General features: G+C 55.5%; 16 protein-coding genes. 10 read left to right on the plus strand and 6 right to left on the minus strand.

The annotated features are described in order from the left end of the window. Positions 1-3 precede the first annotated feature (3 nt). Both KP705_RS08960 and KP705_RS08965 read right to left on the minus strand, forming a co-directional pair. Positions 4-489: a cupin domain-containing protein gene (locus KP705_RS08960; RefSeq protein ID WP_064275269.1), complete on the minus strand. Its 486-nt coding sequence runs from the start codon at positions 487-489 to the stop codon at positions 4-6. Positions 490-572: 83 nt separating this feature from the next. Further along, entirely contained in the window at positions 573-1481 is a 909-nt protein-coding gene (locus KP705_RS08965; protein ID WP_046900529.1) for a LysR family transcriptional regulator, read from the minus strand. A 171-nt stretch (positions 1482-1652) separates the two neighbouring features. On the opposite strand from KP705_RS08965, the gene KP705_RS08970 reads away from it, so the two are divergent. Genes KP705_RS08970 through KP705_RS08990 form a run of 5 tightly spaced genes read left to right on the plus strand, consistent with a single transcriptional unit; the run spans position 1653 to position 6322 of the window. Next, entirely contained in the window at positions 1653-3104 is a 1452-nt protein-coding gene (locus KP705_RS08970; RefSeq protein ID WP_046900530.1) for a SidA/IucD/PvdA family monooxygenase, read from the plus strand. A gap of 16 nt (positions 3105-3120) precedes the next feature. Beyond that, positions 3121-4020, plus strand: a complete 900-nt coding sequence (gene puuE, locus KP705_RS08975) for an allantoinase PuuE (RefSeq protein ID WP_046900531.1) — start codon at positions 3121-3123, stop codon at positions 4018-4020. After that, positions 4017-4541: a 2-oxo-4-hydroxy-4-carboxy-5-ureidoimidazoline decarboxylase gene (gene uraD, locus KP705_RS08980; protein ID WP_046900532.1), complete on the plus strand. Its 525-nt coding sequence runs from the start codon at positions 4017-4019 to the stop codon at positions 4539-4541. Before puuE ends, uraD begins: the two co-directional genes overlap by 4 nt. Next, positions 4538-4870 carry a hydroxyisourate hydrolase gene (gene uraH / locus KP705_RS08985; protein ID WP_046900533.1) on the plus strand — a complete coding sequence of 111 codons (333 nt, stop codon included), beginning with the start codon at positions 4538-4540 and terminating at the stop codon, positions 4868-4870. The genes uraD and uraH overlap by 4 nt, the downstream gene beginning before the upstream one ends. Before the next feature lie 6 nt (positions 4871-4876). Next, on the plus strand, positions 4877-6322 hold the full coding sequence (locus tag KP705_RS08990; RefSeq protein ID WP_046900534.1) for a nucleobase:cation symporter-2 family protein: 1446 nt from the start codon (positions 4877-4879) through the stop codon (positions 6320-6322). Between the two features lie 18 nt (positions 6323-6340). Here KP705_RS08990 and guaD read toward each other — a convergent pair whose 3' ends face one another. Then, on the minus strand, positions 6341-7651 hold the full coding sequence (guaD, locus tag KP705_RS08995) for a guanine deaminase (RefSeq protein WP_215764330.1): 1311 nt from the start codon (positions 7649-7651) through the stop codon (positions 6341-6343). Positions 7652-7918: 267 nt separating this feature from the next. Between guaD and KP705_RS09000 the strand changes: the two genes are divergently transcribed. The 3 genes from KP705_RS09000 to KP705_RS09010 all read left to right on the plus strand — a co-directional run bounded on the left by KP705_RS09000 (position 7919) and on the right by KP705_RS09010 (position 10660). After that, entirely contained in the window at positions 7919-9283 is a 1365-nt protein-coding gene (locus KP705_RS09000) for an autotransporter strand-loop-strand O-heptosyltransferase (protein WP_046900535.1), read from the plus strand. 112 nt (positions 9284-9395) lie between these two features. Then, complete coding sequence (locus KP705_RS09005) at positions 9396-10337, plus strand: rhodanese-related sulfurtransferase (protein WP_200898340.1); 942 nt, start codon at positions 9396-9398, stop codon at positions 10335-10337. 83 nt (positions 10338-10420) lie between these two features. Beyond that, positions 10421-10660: a hypothetical protein gene (locus KP705_RS09010; RefSeq protein WP_046900536.1), complete on the plus strand. Its 240-nt coding sequence runs from the start codon at positions 10421-10423 to the stop codon at positions 10658-10660. Between the two features lie 20 nt (positions 10661-10680). Here the strand turns inward: KP705_RS09010 and uvrA are convergent, their stop codons facing one another. Then, positions 10681-13713, minus strand: a complete 3033-nt coding sequence (uvrA, locus tag KP705_RS09015; RefSeq protein WP_215764331.1) for an excinuclease ABC subunit UvrA — start codon at positions 13711-13713, stop codon at positions 10681-10683. Positions 13714-13845: 132 nt separating this feature from the next. Here uvrA and ssb point away from each other — a divergent pair, with 132 nt between their 5' ends. After that, positions 13846-14427, plus strand: coding sequence for a single-stranded DNA-binding protein (ssb, locus tag KP705_RS09020; RefSeq protein WP_046900977.1), 582 nt, complete (start codon positions 13846-13848; stop codon positions 14425-14427). Positions 14428-14491: 64 nt separating this feature from the next. On the opposite strand, the gene KP705_RS09025 is transcribed toward ssb, so the two are convergent. Continuing rightward, the gene (locus KP705_RS09025) at positions 14492-14959 is read right to left on the minus strand and encodes a GNAT family N-acetyltransferase (protein WP_046900538.1); all 468 of its coding nucleotides are present in this window, start codon (positions 14957-14959) and stop codon (positions 14492-14494) included. Then, positions 14956-15753: a helix-turn-helix transcriptional regulator gene (locus KP705_RS09030; RefSeq protein ID WP_046900539.1), complete on the minus strand. Its 798-nt coding sequence runs from the start codon at positions 15751-15753 to the stop codon at positions 14956-14958. The genes KP705_RS09025 and KP705_RS09030 overlap by 4 nt, the downstream gene beginning before the upstream one ends. A 220-nt stretch (positions 15754-15973) precedes the next feature. Between KP705_RS09030 and KP705_RS09035 the strand changes: the two genes are divergently transcribed. Then, positions 15974-16600 carry a class I SAM-dependent methyltransferase gene (locus KP705_RS09035; RefSeq protein ID WP_374195560.1) on the plus strand — a complete coding sequence of 209 codons (627 nt, stop codon included), beginning with the start codon at positions 15974-15976 and terminating at the stop codon, positions 16598-16600. The last annotated feature ends 65 nt before the right edge of the window (positions 16601-16665 follow it).

Consider the following 16665-nt stretch of genomic DNA (forward strand, 5'->3'; position numbering starts at 1 on the left):
GTCTTAACGATTTGTATGCTGCGGATCATCCTGTGGGTTCACGTAGGTCATGGTAAATGGGCCTGTTCCCGAAACCTGCACAATGGCGCCCTGTGTGCCCGCTTTGAGTGCGTGCGGAACATTGGGAGGGAGATGAACAAACCCTCCGGCTGTCAGGATTTTTTCATCGTTCGCTGTGATGCTCTCGCCAATGTAATGATGCACACTGCCTGCCAGGACCGTGAGCATTTCATCCATGTTGTGCGTATGGGGTGGAATGGTTGACCCTGCGGGCATCATAACACGCATGGTAAAGGGGCCAGGCTTGTCTGAGGCTCCGTACAGGAAGGACATACGTGTTCCACTTGGGAACATGGGAGGCGCAGCTTTCCAGACAACATTCTCTCCGCCCTGAACAATTCGAATGTCGGCAGTCGTCTGTGCGAGGGCGCCGCTTCCTGACAGACAGCAGATGAGGGCGCTGGCAGAAAATATCCTGAGAAAAGACATAGGATTGTCCTTAGATGTTCTGGCTTATGCCTGCCCTTCCTAACGCGGTGTGGAGTTTGTCGTTCAGCATGCTGCTTCTGAAGTTATATCTCTGTCGGGTGTAGGAAGGTTTTTTCCACTTCTGCAATCACCAGTCTCGCGGCTCCGGAAAGTTGTCGCGCCTGATCTACACATAGAGCGAGTGTCAGTGGGGATACGTCCCGGTTTGAAATGGGGACAAAAGCCAGTTCGCCACTGAGAATTTCCTTCATGGCATCCAGACGACTGAGAATTCCCAGTCCGACGCCCTCCAGAACCAGTGACTTTATCATCTGGATATTATCGGAGGATGCTGCAGGCTGGACGCTGACATTGCTGTCAATTTCCAGAATTTCAATCTGTCGCTGCAACGCAAGAGGCTGCTGCGGCATAACCATCGGGTATTCAGCACAGATGCTGAAGCGGGCGTCCTTGTGTTGGGCAATCGGATGGTCGGGAAGACAGACGAAGCCTAAAGGATAATCGATATGGGTTCGGACCAGCAGGCCACGGGCCTGTGTTGGGTTCAGGAGAAGCGCAAAATCAACGTCTCCGCTGATGAGGGCCTGCTGAATGACAGCGTTATCCAGAACGTGAGTGCAGATTGTGATGCCTGGATGGCTTTTTCGGAGGTCTTTGAGAATGCGCGGCAGAAATCCTGTCGTCAGAGCATCTGGCAGAGCGATGTCCACCTGTCCCCGTCTTAATCCGCGCATATCTTCCAGTTGGGTGCGGACTTCCTGCATCTCCCGCGTCCACTGCTTGCCTTTGGTGTAAAGGAGTTCGCCAGCAGCGGTCAGTCGCAAGCCGCTGGGCAGCCGTTCGAAGAGGGGGGTGCCGAGAGCTTCCTCACCGTGCAGGATCTGACGATCGATGGCAGATGCCGCAATCCGCAGATGTTCAGAGGCCTTCCGGATCGAGCCGTATTGGGCAACGGACAGGAAGTAGCGAAGGAAGCGGGAAAAAACCGGCATGGGATACGCTCTTTTTTCGAGAACGGCAGGGACGTTTTTCTGAGATATACGAGATTACCCCTCTATGAAACACTTCAGAGCGGCAGGTGAACCCTGTCATTTTGACATAGGAAGAAACTCTGGTCATTTCTTATGAAAGACCACGATCCTGTGCCTGTTCTTTAGGATAAGATGCTCATGACACGTTCCTCCTCCCCGACTGACGGCCTGGCCACCCTTTCGGCGCAGGTTCATGAGGATCTGGCGAAGATCAGGTATGCGACGGGGAATTGGAATATTCCGGTTCAGAAAGATGGGGAAGATGTTCTGGATGTTGCCATCATCGGCGGCGGACAGGGTGGCCTGACGGCCTGTTTCGGACTGCGTCGTCAGGGTGTGACGAATGCACAGGTTTTTGAGCGTGCATCGAAGGGTGGGGAAGGCCCTTGGGTGACATTTGCTCGAATGATCACGCTGCGGACGCCAAAGCATGTGACGGGTCCGGATCTGGGTGTTCCCAATTTGACGCCACAGTCCTGGTATGAAGCGCGATATGGCAAGGAAGCCTGGCAGTCGCTCGACAAGATCTCACGGCATGATTGGCAGTCTTATCTGGACTGGGTGCGTGATACCCTGGAACTGCCGGTCGTCAACGATCAGGAACTGGTGCATGTGGAGTGGACGGACGGCCTGCTGCGTCTAACCTTCCGGAACGCTGCCGGTGTTGAGACGAAGCGCTGGGCGCGCCGGATGGTTCTGGCTACGGGGATTGACGGTGGTGGAGCATGGTTTGTCCCGCCGTTCATTTCAGACAATCTTCCGAAGCCGGTTTATGCCCATACGCATGAGAATATTGATTTCGCCGCTCTGAAAGGTAAGCGGATCGGCGTTCTGGGTGCTGGTGCATCCGCTTTTGATAATGCTGCGACGGCGTTGGAATCCGGTGTGGCCCGTGTGGACCTGTGTCTGCGTCGTACGAAGATTCCAGCTATCAATCCGTACCGCTGGATGGAAAACGCGGGCTTTCTCGCGCATTTCTCGGAGCTTCCGGATCTGACCCGCTGGCGCTTCATGCGCTGCATCTACAATCTGAACCAGCCGCCGCCGCAGGATACGTTCTGGCGTTGCCGCAAGCATGAGAACTTTGCGTTCCATCCCGGTACTCCGTGGAATTCTGCGCGTACGGATGGCGATGAGATTGTGGTCGAAACGCCCAACGGCGAGATGCGCTTTGACTTCCTGATTATTGGTACGGGTTTCTCGATTGATCTGAAGCATCGTCCGGAAACGCAGGATTTTGCGGACTCCGTCATGCTGTGGAGCGACCATTTCACGGCGCCAGAAGGGGAAGAAAGCACGCTTCTGTCCAGCCATCCGTATCTGGGTCAGCGCTTCCAGTTCCTGCCGAAAGATCCGGCCGATCCGAAGGCACCGATGCTGGCAGCAATCTACAATTTCACGTTTGCGTCCATGCCCAGCATGGGTCTTTCAGGAGCATCCATCAGCGGCATGCGCTTTGGCGTTGAGAAATTGACGCGCGGTATTGCGCGTGACCTGTTTGTTGAAGACGGTGAGAAGCATCTGGAAAGCCTGTTGTCCTATGACACTGAAGAACTGATCAGCCTTGATCCGCCAACGGTTTGATGGGGGCGTAGCATAGATGAGCACAAACACTTATCCCCGTGACATGATCGGCTATGGCCGCACGCCGCCTGATCCGAAATGGCCAAATGGCGCGCGGATCGCGGTCCAGTTCGTCATCAACTATGAAGAAGGCGCGGAAAACTCGGTCCTGCATGGAGATGCGGGGTCGGAGGCTTTCCTGTCTGAAATGGTCGGGACGAAGTCCATTATTGGCGCGCGCTGTGCGCAGATGGAAAGCCTTTACGAATATGGGAGTCGCGTTGGATTCTGGCGTTTGCAGCGCCTGTTTGAAAAGGCTGGCATGACCACAACCGTGTTCGGTGTGGCCAAAGCTTTGGCGCGCAATCCGGACGCAGTGGCCGCCATGAAGGAAAGCGGCTGGGAAATCGCCACGCACGGTCTGCGCTGGATCGATTATCAGGATTTCCCGGAAGACGTGGAGCGCGAGCATATCCGTGAGGCGATTGCGCTTCATACGGAAGTGGTCGGGGAGCGCCCGTTGGGGTGGTATCAGGGCCGCACCAGCCCGAACACGGCCCGTCTGGTCGTGGAAGAAGGCGGCTTTGTTTACGATGCAGATTCTTACGCAGATGATCTACCGTACTATGATCGCTCCCATGGCAAACCGCAGTTGATTGTGCCTTACACGCTTGATGCTAATGACATGAAGTTCGCGGCGCTTAATGGCTTTACAGAGGGCGAGCAGTTCTTCCGGTATCTGCGGGATGCGTTCGACATGCTGTACGCGGAAGGTGGGCGTATGATGTCTATCGGGCTTCATTGCCGTCTGGTCGGCAAGCCTGCGCGTGCGCTGGCCCTTCAGCGTTTTCTGGAGCATGTGGCGTCCCATGAGGATGTCTGGGTGGCATCCCGGCTGGATATTGCGCGGCACTGGATGAGTGTGCATCCGGCATGAAGATTTCCGATGTGAATGCCATGACGTCGGATGTTTTCCTCCAGACGTTTGGTGGACTTTACGAGCATTCGCCCTGGGTGGCTGAAGGTGCTCTGGCAGCGCGGCCATTTGCTGGTGTAGAGGCCATGCTTGCGGCGTTTTCTGCTGTTGTGCGGAATGCGGGCGAAGAGGCTCAGTTGGCACTGGTTAGGGCGCACCCTGAGCTTGGGCATCGCGCGGGAGTTGACCCGGATCTGACGGCGGAGTCTGCATCCGAGCAGGCTTCTGCCGGGCTGGATCGTCTGACGCCTGCGGAATACGAGCGATTCAAGACGCTGAATGCGGCCTATGAGACAGCTTTTTCCATGCCGTTTGTGATCTGCGTGCGTAAAGTCGCGGGCCCCGGACAGGTGGCCAAGACGGTCATTATGGATGAAATGGAACGTCGTCTGGGCGGGACGCCCGACGCAGAACTGAAGGAAGCCCTCTCGCAGATTGATGCGATTGCAGGGTTGAGACTGAAAGATCTGGTGACATCATGAGCTCATTATCCACACATATTCTGGATACGGTCTCGGGCCGTCCGGCGGCCGGGGTGTCTTTCCGGCTTTCTCAGGAAGATGCTGTTCTTTTCGAGGGCGTGACGGATCATGATGGGCGTTGTCCCGCCTTGCGGGAACTCCCGCTGGAACGTGGCACCTATCGTCTGGAATTCGAGATCGGGGCGTATTTCCGGGCGGCGGGGCATGTGCTGTCTGATCCGCCTTTTCTGGATGTTGTGCCGATTGTGTTCGGTTTAGGTGAGGGCACGCATGCGCATGTTCCGCTGTTGGCTGCGCCTTATGGATATTCCACATATCGTGGAAGCTGAGACCTGATGGCGTCTGATACCTCTGCGGTTCATCCTGTGGACGAGAAGCTCCCCCTCTGGCGGTTGGGGGCTTATGGTTTCCAGCATATTCTTGCATTTTATTCGGCGGCGGTGATTGTCCCGATCCTTGTGGCGGGGGCTTTGCACCTGCCACAGGAAACGTTGATCCATCTGATTGATGCGGATCTGTTCACCTGTGGGATTGCGTCCCTGTTGCAGGCTGTCGGTTTCGGACCGGTAGGGGTTCGTCTGCCGCTACTGCAAGGTGTGACGTTTACGGCCGTTGGGCCGATGATTGCCATCGGGTCGGCGGTGGGCGGTGGAACGCCCGGGCTTCTGTCGATCTACGGATCGGTGATTGTTGCGGGAATTGTCACCCTGCTTCTAGCGCCGCATTTTGCAAAACTCGTGCGGTTTTTTCCACCTGTCGTGACAGGCTCAATTATTCTTGTGATTGGTCTGGCGCTCTTGCCCGTTGCGGCTAATGACATTGTTTCCGGGCGTGGACCGGGACTGGTGCAGGATCAAGTGCCTTTGCGAAGCCTGTGTTATGGGCTCGGAACGCTTGCAAGTATTCTGGTTGTGCAGCGCCTGTTTCGTGGGTTTATCGCGACCATCGCCGTGCTGATTGGTCTATGTGTCGGGACGATGGCCGCCTGGCTTTTGGGCGACGCCCATTTTGATGGCGTGACCTCTGCACCGCTCGTTTCAGTGACACAGCCGTTTTTCTTCGGGACGCCGACTTTCCATATGGTGCCAATTCTTTCCATGGTGATCGTCATGGTCATCACAATGGTTGAGACGATCGGCAACGTTTATGCGACTGGCGAAATCGTTGGGAAAACCATTACTCGAGAGGATATCGCGCGGACGCTGCGAGCTGATGGTATTGCAACGCTGCTGGGTGGGATCTTCAACTCTTTTCCCTATACCTGCTTTGCAGAAAATGTCGGCTTGGTTCGTATGACGGGCGTGAAGAGCCGCTGGGTTGTGGCATCTGCGGCTGTCATCATGATGATGCTGGGCTGTCTGCCAAAACTCGGGGCGATTGTGGCGGCGGTTCCGTTACCGATTCTGGGCGGGGCTGCTCTTGCGATGTTCGCGACAGTGGCTGTGGTTGGTGTGCAGACGCTAACGCGGGTGGATTTCAACCGTCAGAGCAATGTCATTATCGTGGGAACCAGCATCGGACTGGGAATGCTCGCGACGGCGCAGCCTCATATCTCTGACACATTTCCGATGTGGGCCCAGATTGTCTTCGGAAGTGGTATTACTCTTGGGGCATTATCCGCCATTTTTCTGCACCTGTTGTTCAACGTCCGTCGGACACTGGCTGTTGATCCGGAAGCAGAAATTGTAGTGGCTGATCTACCTGATGAGAGAATTCTGATGGGACTGTCCGCTGAGCCTGAGGAACCAGTGGCCGAAGGACGGCAGCGCAGGTTCGGCTGAAGCCCCTCGGGTCAGATATTAATTCCGGCTGTGAACCTTCCGACCAGCCACGTATGTGGCCTCGATGCTGCGGTCATCGCCTAGCATCGTGAGGGCAAACAGGAGATCGGACAGGGTCTCAGCCGTCTGGGTCCGGATTTTCCCGAGAGGTGTTGCAGTAGGATCGAAGATACAGAGATCTGCATGCAGGCCGGGTTTGATGGCGCCAATATGATCCTCAAGCCCTAAAGACTGAGCACCTCCGGCGGTTGCCAGCCAGAGACCCTGAGCAGGATGAAGTTTCGTGCCTAACCCCTGAGCGACCTTGTAGCCGTCGGAGAGGACCTGAAGCAGAGACAGGGAGGGCCCCGCTCCCACATCGCTGCCAACGCCGACTTTGACACGTTGCTCGGGTTTCAAGGCGTTGAACAGGGGGAACGACCCGCTGCCCAGAAACTGGTTGGAACCGGGGCAGTGTGCGATGGAGCAGCCTGTATCATGGCAGCGCTGGAAGTCTTCTTCCTGTGCGTGCACGGCGTGAGCCAGAATCGCGCGAGGGCGCAGAAGGCCGGACTTGTCATACACGTCCAGATAGGATGAACGGGTGGGAAAGAGTTCCTTGACCCATTCGATCTCAGACCGGTTCTCGAGCAGGTGCGTCTGCATAAACAGGTCGGAGCGGGTAGCAAGGAGAGATCCAGCCAAATCCAGTTGTTCGGGTGTGCTGGTAGGGGCAAAGCGTGGTGTGACGGCGTAAAGCTGCCGTCCGCGTCCGTGCCAGCGCTCTATCAGGGCGGCGGACTGATCATAGCCTGACTGGGCGGTGTCTCGCAGGTTATCTGGGGCGTTCCGATCCATCAGGACCTTGCCTGCGATCATGCAGGTATTGAGTCGTTCTGATTCCTCAAAAAATGCGTCCACGGATTCTGGGTGAACCGTGCAGTACACGGCGGCCGTTGTGGTGCCGACGCGGAGAAGTTCTTTCAGGAAACTGCGGGCGATCTGGCGTGCATAAGTAATATCTGCGTAACGGGCTTCAGCAGGGAAGACATAGGTCTCCAGCCATTCCAGAAGCTGTTCTCCATATGAGGCGATCACAGGGAGCTGGGGATAATGGACGTGGGTATCGATCATTCCGGCTGAAATCAGCCGGTCTGGATAATGATCTACGGTAGTACCTTCCGGGATTTGGTCTCTCAGATCTTCCCAGGCGCCTGCAGCGGTGATGATGCCATTTTTGCAAAGAATCAGGCCGTCAGGCTGGTGCGTAAGTGCAGCCATAGGATCGACCGCAAAAGGGTCAGCATGGAAGGTCAGGAAGGGGCCACGGATTGCAGTATGCTCTGTCATGATCCTTTGGGTATTGCATAGCATTTCCGTTCTGGGAACGATCTGTCTTGAAAGGGTGAACGTTTCTTTTAATGTCCAAAGATCTTGAGTTCATTTTAACCTTGGCACTGTTTTGTGGCAGACTGTGAAAAGTCTCTTTTCAAGAGATGAATTCAGGTTTGAACATGGTTTTGGACTTTTAATATTGAGCCTGCTTTTGTGGGTGCGGTAGAGGCGGCTTTCTGTCTCTGTACGGCCTGCGGGAACGGTTTGGAGACGCTTTTACTGATGTCTGATGTGACCTCTGTTTCTTCCCAGCCTGCAGAAACTGTAACGCCTGCCTCCGGTCTTCCACAGGAAGGTGCTCCTCCTGCTGACGGTAACCCCGCGCAGAAGGAGGACGAGAAGAGCCCCTATCTGGCCATTCCGCCTGTTCCAGTTGTGGAAGGAGGGCAGGGCGTCCGCTTTGACTTCAATGATGGTGCCCGTGTCATGGTACCGGATATTGCCCCGGAACTGGGGCAATGGCACGTGAGACTATCAGATTATTCGACTGGGAATATTCTCTTCGACGCCCGTTTAAAAGGCGGCATGGTCTCATCCACCAAAAAGTACTTTGTTCCATTCCTGATCGATGTCTGGCTGGAAAAGCCTGACGGTACGCGGGAGGACATTCTGCACCACGAGCTATCCCTCACGGGAAGGCCTGTTTTGGTGCAGTTGCCTGTTGGAACGCTTGGAGACACGATTGCCTGGCTTCCGGCAGCTATTCGCCTTGCGCAGCAGACGGGCGCGAAGGTGTCCTGCTCAGTTGCAGATGTCATTCTGCCTCTGGTGAAAGAGGCTAATCCAGACATCACATTGGTCGGGCACGATGAAGCTCAGGCAAACAAGGCGTTCACGTCCAGTTTCTACGCTTCATACAATATAGGTCTGTTTTTCACGGATACGGAGCTGACACATCAGCCAACGGACTTCCGGCATGTAGGTCTGCACCGGACTGCAGCTTATATTCTGGGTGTTGATCCCTGGAACGATAACCCTCCAGGCATTACGATCCAGGATGGGGATACCCCGCCTATTGAGGGGCCGTATGTGGTGATTGCGACGCAGGCCAGTACTCAGTGCAAGTACTGGAATAATCCGGCTGGCTGGCAGGAGGTGATTGGTTTCCTGAAATCTGCCGGATACCGTGTGATCTGCATTGATCAGAAAACGTTCCATGGAACAGGGTATGTGTACAATCATATTCCCCATGGCGCGGAAGACGAGACTGGCAGCCGCCCTTTGTCAGAACGTGCGCGTTGGCTGAAGCACGCTAGTTTTTTCATTGGTCTCTCCAGTGGGCTAGCTTGGCTGGCGCATGCCTCGGGCACACCTGTCGTCATGATTTCGGGCTTTACGCATCCGAATAATGAATTCTTTACGCCATATCGCATTATCAACTGGCATACCTGCAATTCGTGCTGGAACGATCCGAGGCATCAGTTCGATCACAAGGATTTCTTCTGGTGCCCCCGCCACAAGGGAACAGAGCGGCAGTTTGAATGCACGCGTCTGATTACTGGATCGCAGGTCATTCAGACGGTGCGTCGTGTGATCAAGGATCGTGGACTACCTCTCGCAGAAGCAGCAACCGCCTCAGTCGCTTGAGGCCCAGGTTCAGGAGTTTTCTGGAATTGAAGGCGCGAGCCTGATATTGGCGGGGGCACATTATCACCTGATCGTGGGTCTGCCTGCGGTCGCAGAGCTGGATGGTTGCCCTGTGTCTGATGCTCTTCCGCCGATCCGTATCGTCGCGCTTTACAACTTCACGCCGTTTGAAGACATCGTTGCGTTGCGCGGGCCTTTGCAGGAGGTCTGCGACCGCGAGGGGATCAAGGGCATTCTGCTTCTGGCACCAGAAGGTATTAACGGAACGATTGCCGGGTCAGATGACGGAATGGAACAGGTTCTGGAGCATATTCGGGCGATGCCAGGATGTGAGGAGCTTGAAATCAAGGAGTCCCGTGCGCCGGAAATGCCCTTCCGCCGCATGAAGGTGCGTCTCAAGAAAGAGATTGTTACCATGGGGCAGCCGAATATCGATCCTCGCAAGGATGTTGGTCAGTATCTGGCACCGGATGAATGGAATGCTCTGATTTCTGATCCGGATACGATCGTGATTGATACCCGGAATGACTACGAAGTCGCGATCGGGACATTCAAGAGGGCTGAAGACCCCAAAACACGGTCATTCCGCGAATTTCCGGAGTGGTTCCGGAACCGGCGCAAGGAGCTTGAGGCCAAAGGTCGAGTTCCAAAGATTGCCATGTTCTGCACAGGCGGAATTCGCTGTGAGAAATCCACGTCTTTTGTGAAGGCAGAGGGACTGGACGAAGTTTACCATCTCAAAGGCGGTATTCTGAAATATCTGGAGACTGTTCCAGAGGAAGAAAGCCTCTGGGAAGGGGAATGTTTCGTCTTTGACCAGCGTGTTTCTGTGAAGCATGGTCTGGAAATTGGCAGCTACGATGTCTGTCACGCCTGTCGTCGCCCTGTCAGTGAGAAAGACAAGGCTTCTCCGATGTTTGTACAAGGCGTCTCCTGCCCCCATTGTCATAACGAACGGACAGAAGAACAGCGCCAGCGATATGCTGCCCGTGAGCTACAGGAGAAGCTGGCGCGCCAGCGCGGGAAAGAGCATCTCGGCACTCAGCAGAAATAACTGCCGACCAGTTAGCCGGTAATTCTTCTCAGAAGGGAGCAAATGGATTGTTCTGGGAGGATGATCCGGACCGCTGAGCGCTGATGATTGCTCTAATCCGGGTGCCGTCTCGTATGCTGATTGTTGCCGCGGAGTTTGCACCAGCATACCCGATTGGAAAGGGTATGGCTGCGTTTTTTGCGATTACTGTTCTGGTGTCGCCTGTCGAGGGGCTGGATCTCTGGCTCCCGATCACTTTGGTCCGGAAGGCATTGGGACGACGGCCTTTGACACCTTTTTGTAGCTTGGCTTGCGTAGCGTCTTTTGTTGTCCTGAAGAGCTGAGCTCTTCAGGACTTGAGGAATCAGGCTTTGGTTTTGTTGCGGGAGCCTGAGGGGCGGCCACGAGGTTTCTTGTCCGCTACTATTTTTTCCTTAGGCGCTTTTGTCGTTTTGGCTGGGGTTCGCTCCGCCTTTTGGGGCAAGCTGGCGGCAATCATCGCCTGAGTGATTCTTTTGCCTGTGGGCTCACGGTGCTGCCTGACACCGGGGGCATCCAGAAGGGGAGCCAAGAAACGGCCAGTATGGCTTGCTTTGCAGGCAGCAATGTCTTCCGGTGTTCCTGCGGCTACGATCTTGCCACCACCATCACCGCCTTCCGGTCCGATATCGATCAGCCAGTCTGCTGTCTTGATGACCTCCAGATTATGCTCGATCACCAAAATTGTGTTGCCCTGATCAACCAGCGTATGCAGCACTTCCAGCAGCTTGCGGACGTCTTCAGTGTGCAGGCCGGTGGTGGGCTCATCAAGAATGTAGAGTGTGCGACCAGTAGCCCGTTTGGCGAGTTCCTTGGACAGTTTGACGCGCTGGGCTTCACCGCCTGAAAGCGTGGTTGCCTGTTGGCCTAGGGCGACATAGCCGAGACCAACCTGCTGGAGAATGGCGAGGCGGTCCCGAATTCTCGATGCAGCCTGAAAAAACGGCAACGCCTCGTCCACAGTCATGGCAAGTACATCAGCGATGGAGTTGCCACGGAACTTCACTTCCAGCGTTTCACGATTGTACCGCGCGCCTTTGCAGGTGTCACAGGTGACAAAAACGTCAGGCAGGAAGTGCATTTCGATTTTCAGGACGCCATCGCCCTGACAGGCTTCGCAACGGCCGCCCTTTACATTGAAGGAGAAGCGGCCTGGTTTGTAACCGCGTGCCTTGGATTCCGGGAGTTCGGCAAACCAGTCCCGGATAGGGGCGAACAGGTCCGTGTAGGTGGCGGGGTTGGAACGAGGTGTACGGCCGATCGGAGACTGATCGATTTCGATGATTTTATCGAGGTTCTCTACGCCTTCCAGTCGGTCATAAGGGAGTGGAGACTGGCTCGATTTCATGAGCTGCCGAGACAGCGCTTTATAAAGGGTATCCACGACCAAAGTGGACTTTCCGCCACCTGATACACCGGTGACCGCAATAAAAGTCCCCAGCGGGAAATCGACAGTCAGATCCTTGAGATTGTTTCCCTTGGCCCCAACCAATGTGAGTGTTTTGTCCGAGATGCGTCGGTTTTCGGGAACTGGAATAAACTTCCGACCCGAAAGATAGGCACCGGTCAGGCTTTCTTTATTCTTGGCTACTTCCGCAGGTGTGCCGATAGCGATGACGTTTCCGCCGCGCGTGCCAGCACCAGGCCCCATATCGATAAGGTAATCAGCAGCACGGATGGCATCTTCGTCATGTTCGACGACGATGACGGTGTTTCCAAGGCGTTTGAGACGCTCCAGTGTGCCGAGAAGGCGCTCGTTGTCGCGCTGATGCAGGCCGATGGACGGTTCATCAAGCACATACAGAACGCCGGTCAGACCGGAGCCAATCTGGGACGCCAGCCGGATACGCTGGCTTTCACCCCCAGAAAGTGTGGCCGATCCGCGGGAAAGCGTGAGGTAGTCGAGGCCGACATCGTCGAGGAAGTGTAGGCGATCCGTGATTTCGCGAAGAATGCGGCGTGCGATTTCCGCGCGTTGTGGGGTGAGGGTAACTTCAACGCCAGAAAACCAGTCCAGTGCCTTGCGGATCTGCATATCCGACGCTTCGGCGATGTTCAGGTCATTGACCTTTACGCAGAGGGCTTCAGGTTTCAGGCGTGCGCCATGGCAGGTGTGGCAGGGCTTTTCTGACTGGTAGCGCGACAGTTCCTCGCGGACCCACATGCTGTCTGTCTGCGCCATGCGCCGCCGCAGGTTTTTGAGCACGCCTTCAAAGGGCTTCGTAACGGTATGGACCTTGCTGCCATCACGATACGGAATGGCGATGGCCTCTTTGGAACCGTACAGGATCAAATCCCTGGTTTCGGCTTTCAGGTCTCGCCATGGCGTGTTCATGGTATCCCCGCAATGGCGCGCAAGAGCTGCAAGAGTCTGGTCATACCAGTCCGTGCTGGCACCACTCCAAGGGGCAATCACACCTTCAGAAAGTGTCAGGGTGTCGTCACTGACGATCAGGTTCTCGTCAAAATGGGTTTCCGTACCAATACCATCACAGGTGGGACAGGCGCCCATCGGGGCATTGAACGAAAACAGACGGGGCTCGATCTCCTCAATCGTAAAGCCTGAAACAGGGCAGGCGAAACGTGAGGAGAAAACGATGTGGGCGGGGGCAGCTGTTTCTCCCGCACGCCTGACTTCTTCGGCGTAGGCCAGACCGTCGGAGAGTTCGAGCGCTGTCTCAAAGCTGTCTGCCAGACGGGATTCGAGATCAGGTTTGACGACAATCCGATCCACCACGACTTCGACATTGTGGCGGGTCTTGCGATTGAGTTCGGGGGCTTCGGCAATTTCGTAAAGCTCACCGTCAATTTTGACGCGCGTGAAGCCCTTGCGAGCCAGGTCTGCCAATTCGCGTTTGCAATCCCCTTTACGGTCCCGGACGACCGGCGCCAGCAGCATGAGACGCGTGCCTTCAGGAAGCGCCATGACGCGATCTACCATCTGGCTGACCGTCTGGGCTTCAATAGGGAGGCCGGTTGCGGGTGAATAGGGAACACCTACGCGCGCCCAGAGAAGGCGCATGTAGTCATGGATTTCCGTGATGGTGCCGACGGTGGAGCGGGGGTTCTTTGACGTCGTTTTTTGTTCGATCGAGATGGCCGGGGAGAGGCCCTCAATGGAGTCCACATCCGGCTTGCCCATCAGTTCAAGGAACTGGCGGGCGTAAGCGGAAAGACTTTCCACGTATCGGCGCTGACCTTCGGCATAGATCGTATCGAAGGCGAGAGATGACTTTCCGGAGCCGGAGAGACCCGTGATGATCGTCAGGGAGTCACGGGGAATCGTGACATCGATATTCTTGAGATTGTGGGCGCGGGCACCACGGACACGGATCGAATGATTGTCTGGAAAGCTCACGAAAACCCCGAAGACTATGCAGAAAGTAGAATGTGAGATGGGAACGCATCCAAAGGGATGCTAGATCATTTCATAGATGGGCTTTCTGAGCCGCATGAAAAGAACAATTCGAGAATAAATGGTTGGTACGGAATGGCAGGTAGCGTCAATAAGGTGATTCTGGTCGGGAATCTGGGCAAGGACCCGGAAGTCCGGAACACGCAGTCAGGTGGGAAGGTTGTCAATCTGACGATCGCCACGTCTGAAACATGGAACGACCGTCAGTCCGGTGAGCGCCGCGAGCGTACGGAATGGCATCGCGTCGTCATTTTCAATGATCGCCTGGGCGATGTGGCTGAGCGTTTTCTGCGCAAGGGGCGCAAGGTTTACCTCGAAGGTGAACTGCGGACCCGTAAGTGGACCGACCAGTCTGGCCAGGAACGTTACACGACGGAAGTGACGATTGATCGCTTCCGCGGTGAGCTGGTGCTCCTCGACAGTAACCGCAGTGGCGGTGATGAAGGTGGTGGCTTCGACGGTGGTGGTTCGTCCTACGGTGGCGGAAGCAACAACGGCGGCGGCTTTGGTGGTGGAAACCGGAGCGGTGGCAGTGAAGGTGGCTTTGGCGGCGGCTCTCGGAGTAGCGGCGGTAGCGCAGGCGGCGCGTCGGGCAGTCGTGGTGGTGGCTGGGATGCTCCGCCAGATAACGATCTGGATGATGAAATCCCGTTCTAAGGGATTTTCCGGAGAACCGGGCTGGCAGTGTCAGTCCGGTTTTTTTATGCGTGAAAGGCCCGTTTTAGAGCGACAGATGAAGGAACTGGTTGAACTCAGAGGCCTGATAGTCAGCGAAAGGTCCGCCGAATTGAAAGCCCCGGGTCTTGTAGAGCTTTAGTGCCGGTTCGAAAGAAGAATTCTGGCCGGTTTCAAGGCTGAGCTTTTTCAGGCCCAGAGAGCGTGCCCTGTGAATGAGATGATCCAGAAGAGTGCTGGCGATGCCCTGTCTTAAAAAATCCGGATGAGTCCGCATGGATTTGAGCTCACCGTCCTGAGCACGTAGTCGTTTTAGCGCACCAATGCCCGCAACGTGGCCCCGGTGGCGGACAGTCCAGACCTCGATATCAGATGAGGTGAGAGCAGCCAGATCCAAGGCGAAGACGTGTCCAGCAGGGGTGTTTTCGTGCATTCCGGCAAGGTGAAGGGCCAAAAGGTCGCGTGTTTCTTGTTCGGAAAAATCGGCTGGGCGGAGAGTGTAGTTCGGGTTCATAGAGTGGAATCCGGAGTGGTCGTGCTTCTGGATAAAATGACAAGTTTATAGCCCGTATGAGCTGTCGGGATGAACGTTGTTTGATGGTAGTGGAGAAGGCCTTGTGTTGGATGCTGAAAACTCCGGTGCCCTCCTTCTCTGGGGAGGACGCTTTGGTCTTCCCAGAAACGGTTAAATTCCGGACTTTCTCTTTGAAGGGTTGAGACAAGCGTCTGAAAAGGTTCTGTACGGGCACTCGAAACTGTATCGGCCCGAAATTCGGCCAGAAGCCGCTGGGCGCGGGTTAGCCAGTCGGTAAGGAAAATTCGGGCATGGGGGTTCAGAAAAACATAGCGCAGCTGATTGGTCTCTGAGCTGTTCAGCCAGGCATCGAAAAGGATTTTGGCTGCGGAATTTGCGCTCAGAACATTCCACAAGGGATCGAGCAAATAAGCGGGGCTGGAGATCTGTTCCGGGAGGCTGAGCAGTGCAGCTGGTGCAGTTGGCTCGGTATGATCCCCGTGAGGGTCTCGCAGTTCTGCCAAAGTGAAAACGTAGCGTCTTTCTGTCGTGGACAGTTTCAGAGCCGTGGCAATGCGCGACAGGGTGGCGGACGAGCATGAGACGTCGCGTCCCTGTTCCAGCCACGTGTACCATGTCGTGCTGATCCCGCAGAGTTGAGCTGTTTCCTCGCGGCGTAGCCCTGGGGTGCGTCTGCGACGCAATGGAGTCAGCAAGCCTGCTTCTGACGGGGGAAGCCTTTCCCGGTGCGAGCGAAGAAACAGACCAAGAGTTTTACGGCTAGACGTAGGCATGGTGCAATTTATACCATGATAAGATAGGATCTTATACCTGACTGTTTATTGCCTGATGATGATCTTCAAGGGAGAAAAATCAGATGGTTAGGCAGGCAGGACAATTTGCTGCGAAGCATTATGAAGACAGGGCGTCATCTTACGTAAATAGCGTGGTGCATAATCAGGGCGATGATCTGGACGTGATGGTTCGGGCTGTTCAGGGGGCGGGTTTGAACGTGTGCTGGACCTTGGCTGTGGCGGGGGGCATGTCAGCTATGCTGTTGCGCCACATGTCGGGCAGGTTGTCGCCTGCGATGTCACGGCTGGAATGTTGGCTGCTTTAAGCAGGTCCGCTCAAGACCGTGGCCTTGGCAACATTGTTGTTGAACAGGGCGCCGCACAAGCACTTCCATTTGATGATTGTGTGTTTGACGCTGTTTTATGCAGGTTTAGTGCCCATCATTGGGAAGGCTTTGAGGCTGGTCTGAGAGAAGTGCATCGCGTTCTGAAGCCAGGAGGTCTGGCTATTTTCGGGGATGTTACGGCTCCTGAAGACGCTATGTCCGATAGTTGGCTCCAGACGTTGGAATTGATGCGGGATATCTCTCATGTGAGGGACTATGCCGTGACAGAATGGGTGTCTGCTCTCGGAAGATCCGGTTTTGTTGTGGATAGCCTGAGACGCAGCCGTTTGCGGATGGAATTTGAGAGCTGGGTATCACGAACACGGACGCCGGCGGAGCGGGTAGAGGGCATCCGGTCGTTACAGCGTGGTGCGCCTGTAGCTGTCCGTGAAAGACTGGGGTTGGAAGAAGACGGCAGTTTCCTGCTGGACGTGACCGTTTTTCAGTCTCACAGGCCATAATGGGGTGGGTGTGGCATGTAGGCCGCGCATGGGCTATGCTGTGCGGACTGTATTTTAGCGTGGTG

It is taken from the genome of Gluconobacter sp. P1D12_c (genome assembly GCF_018812105.1).
In the GTDB taxonomy this organism is placed as follows: domain Bacteria; phylum Pseudomonadota; class Alphaproteobacteria; order Acetobacterales; family Acetobacteraceae; genus Gluconobacter; species Gluconobacter oxydans_A.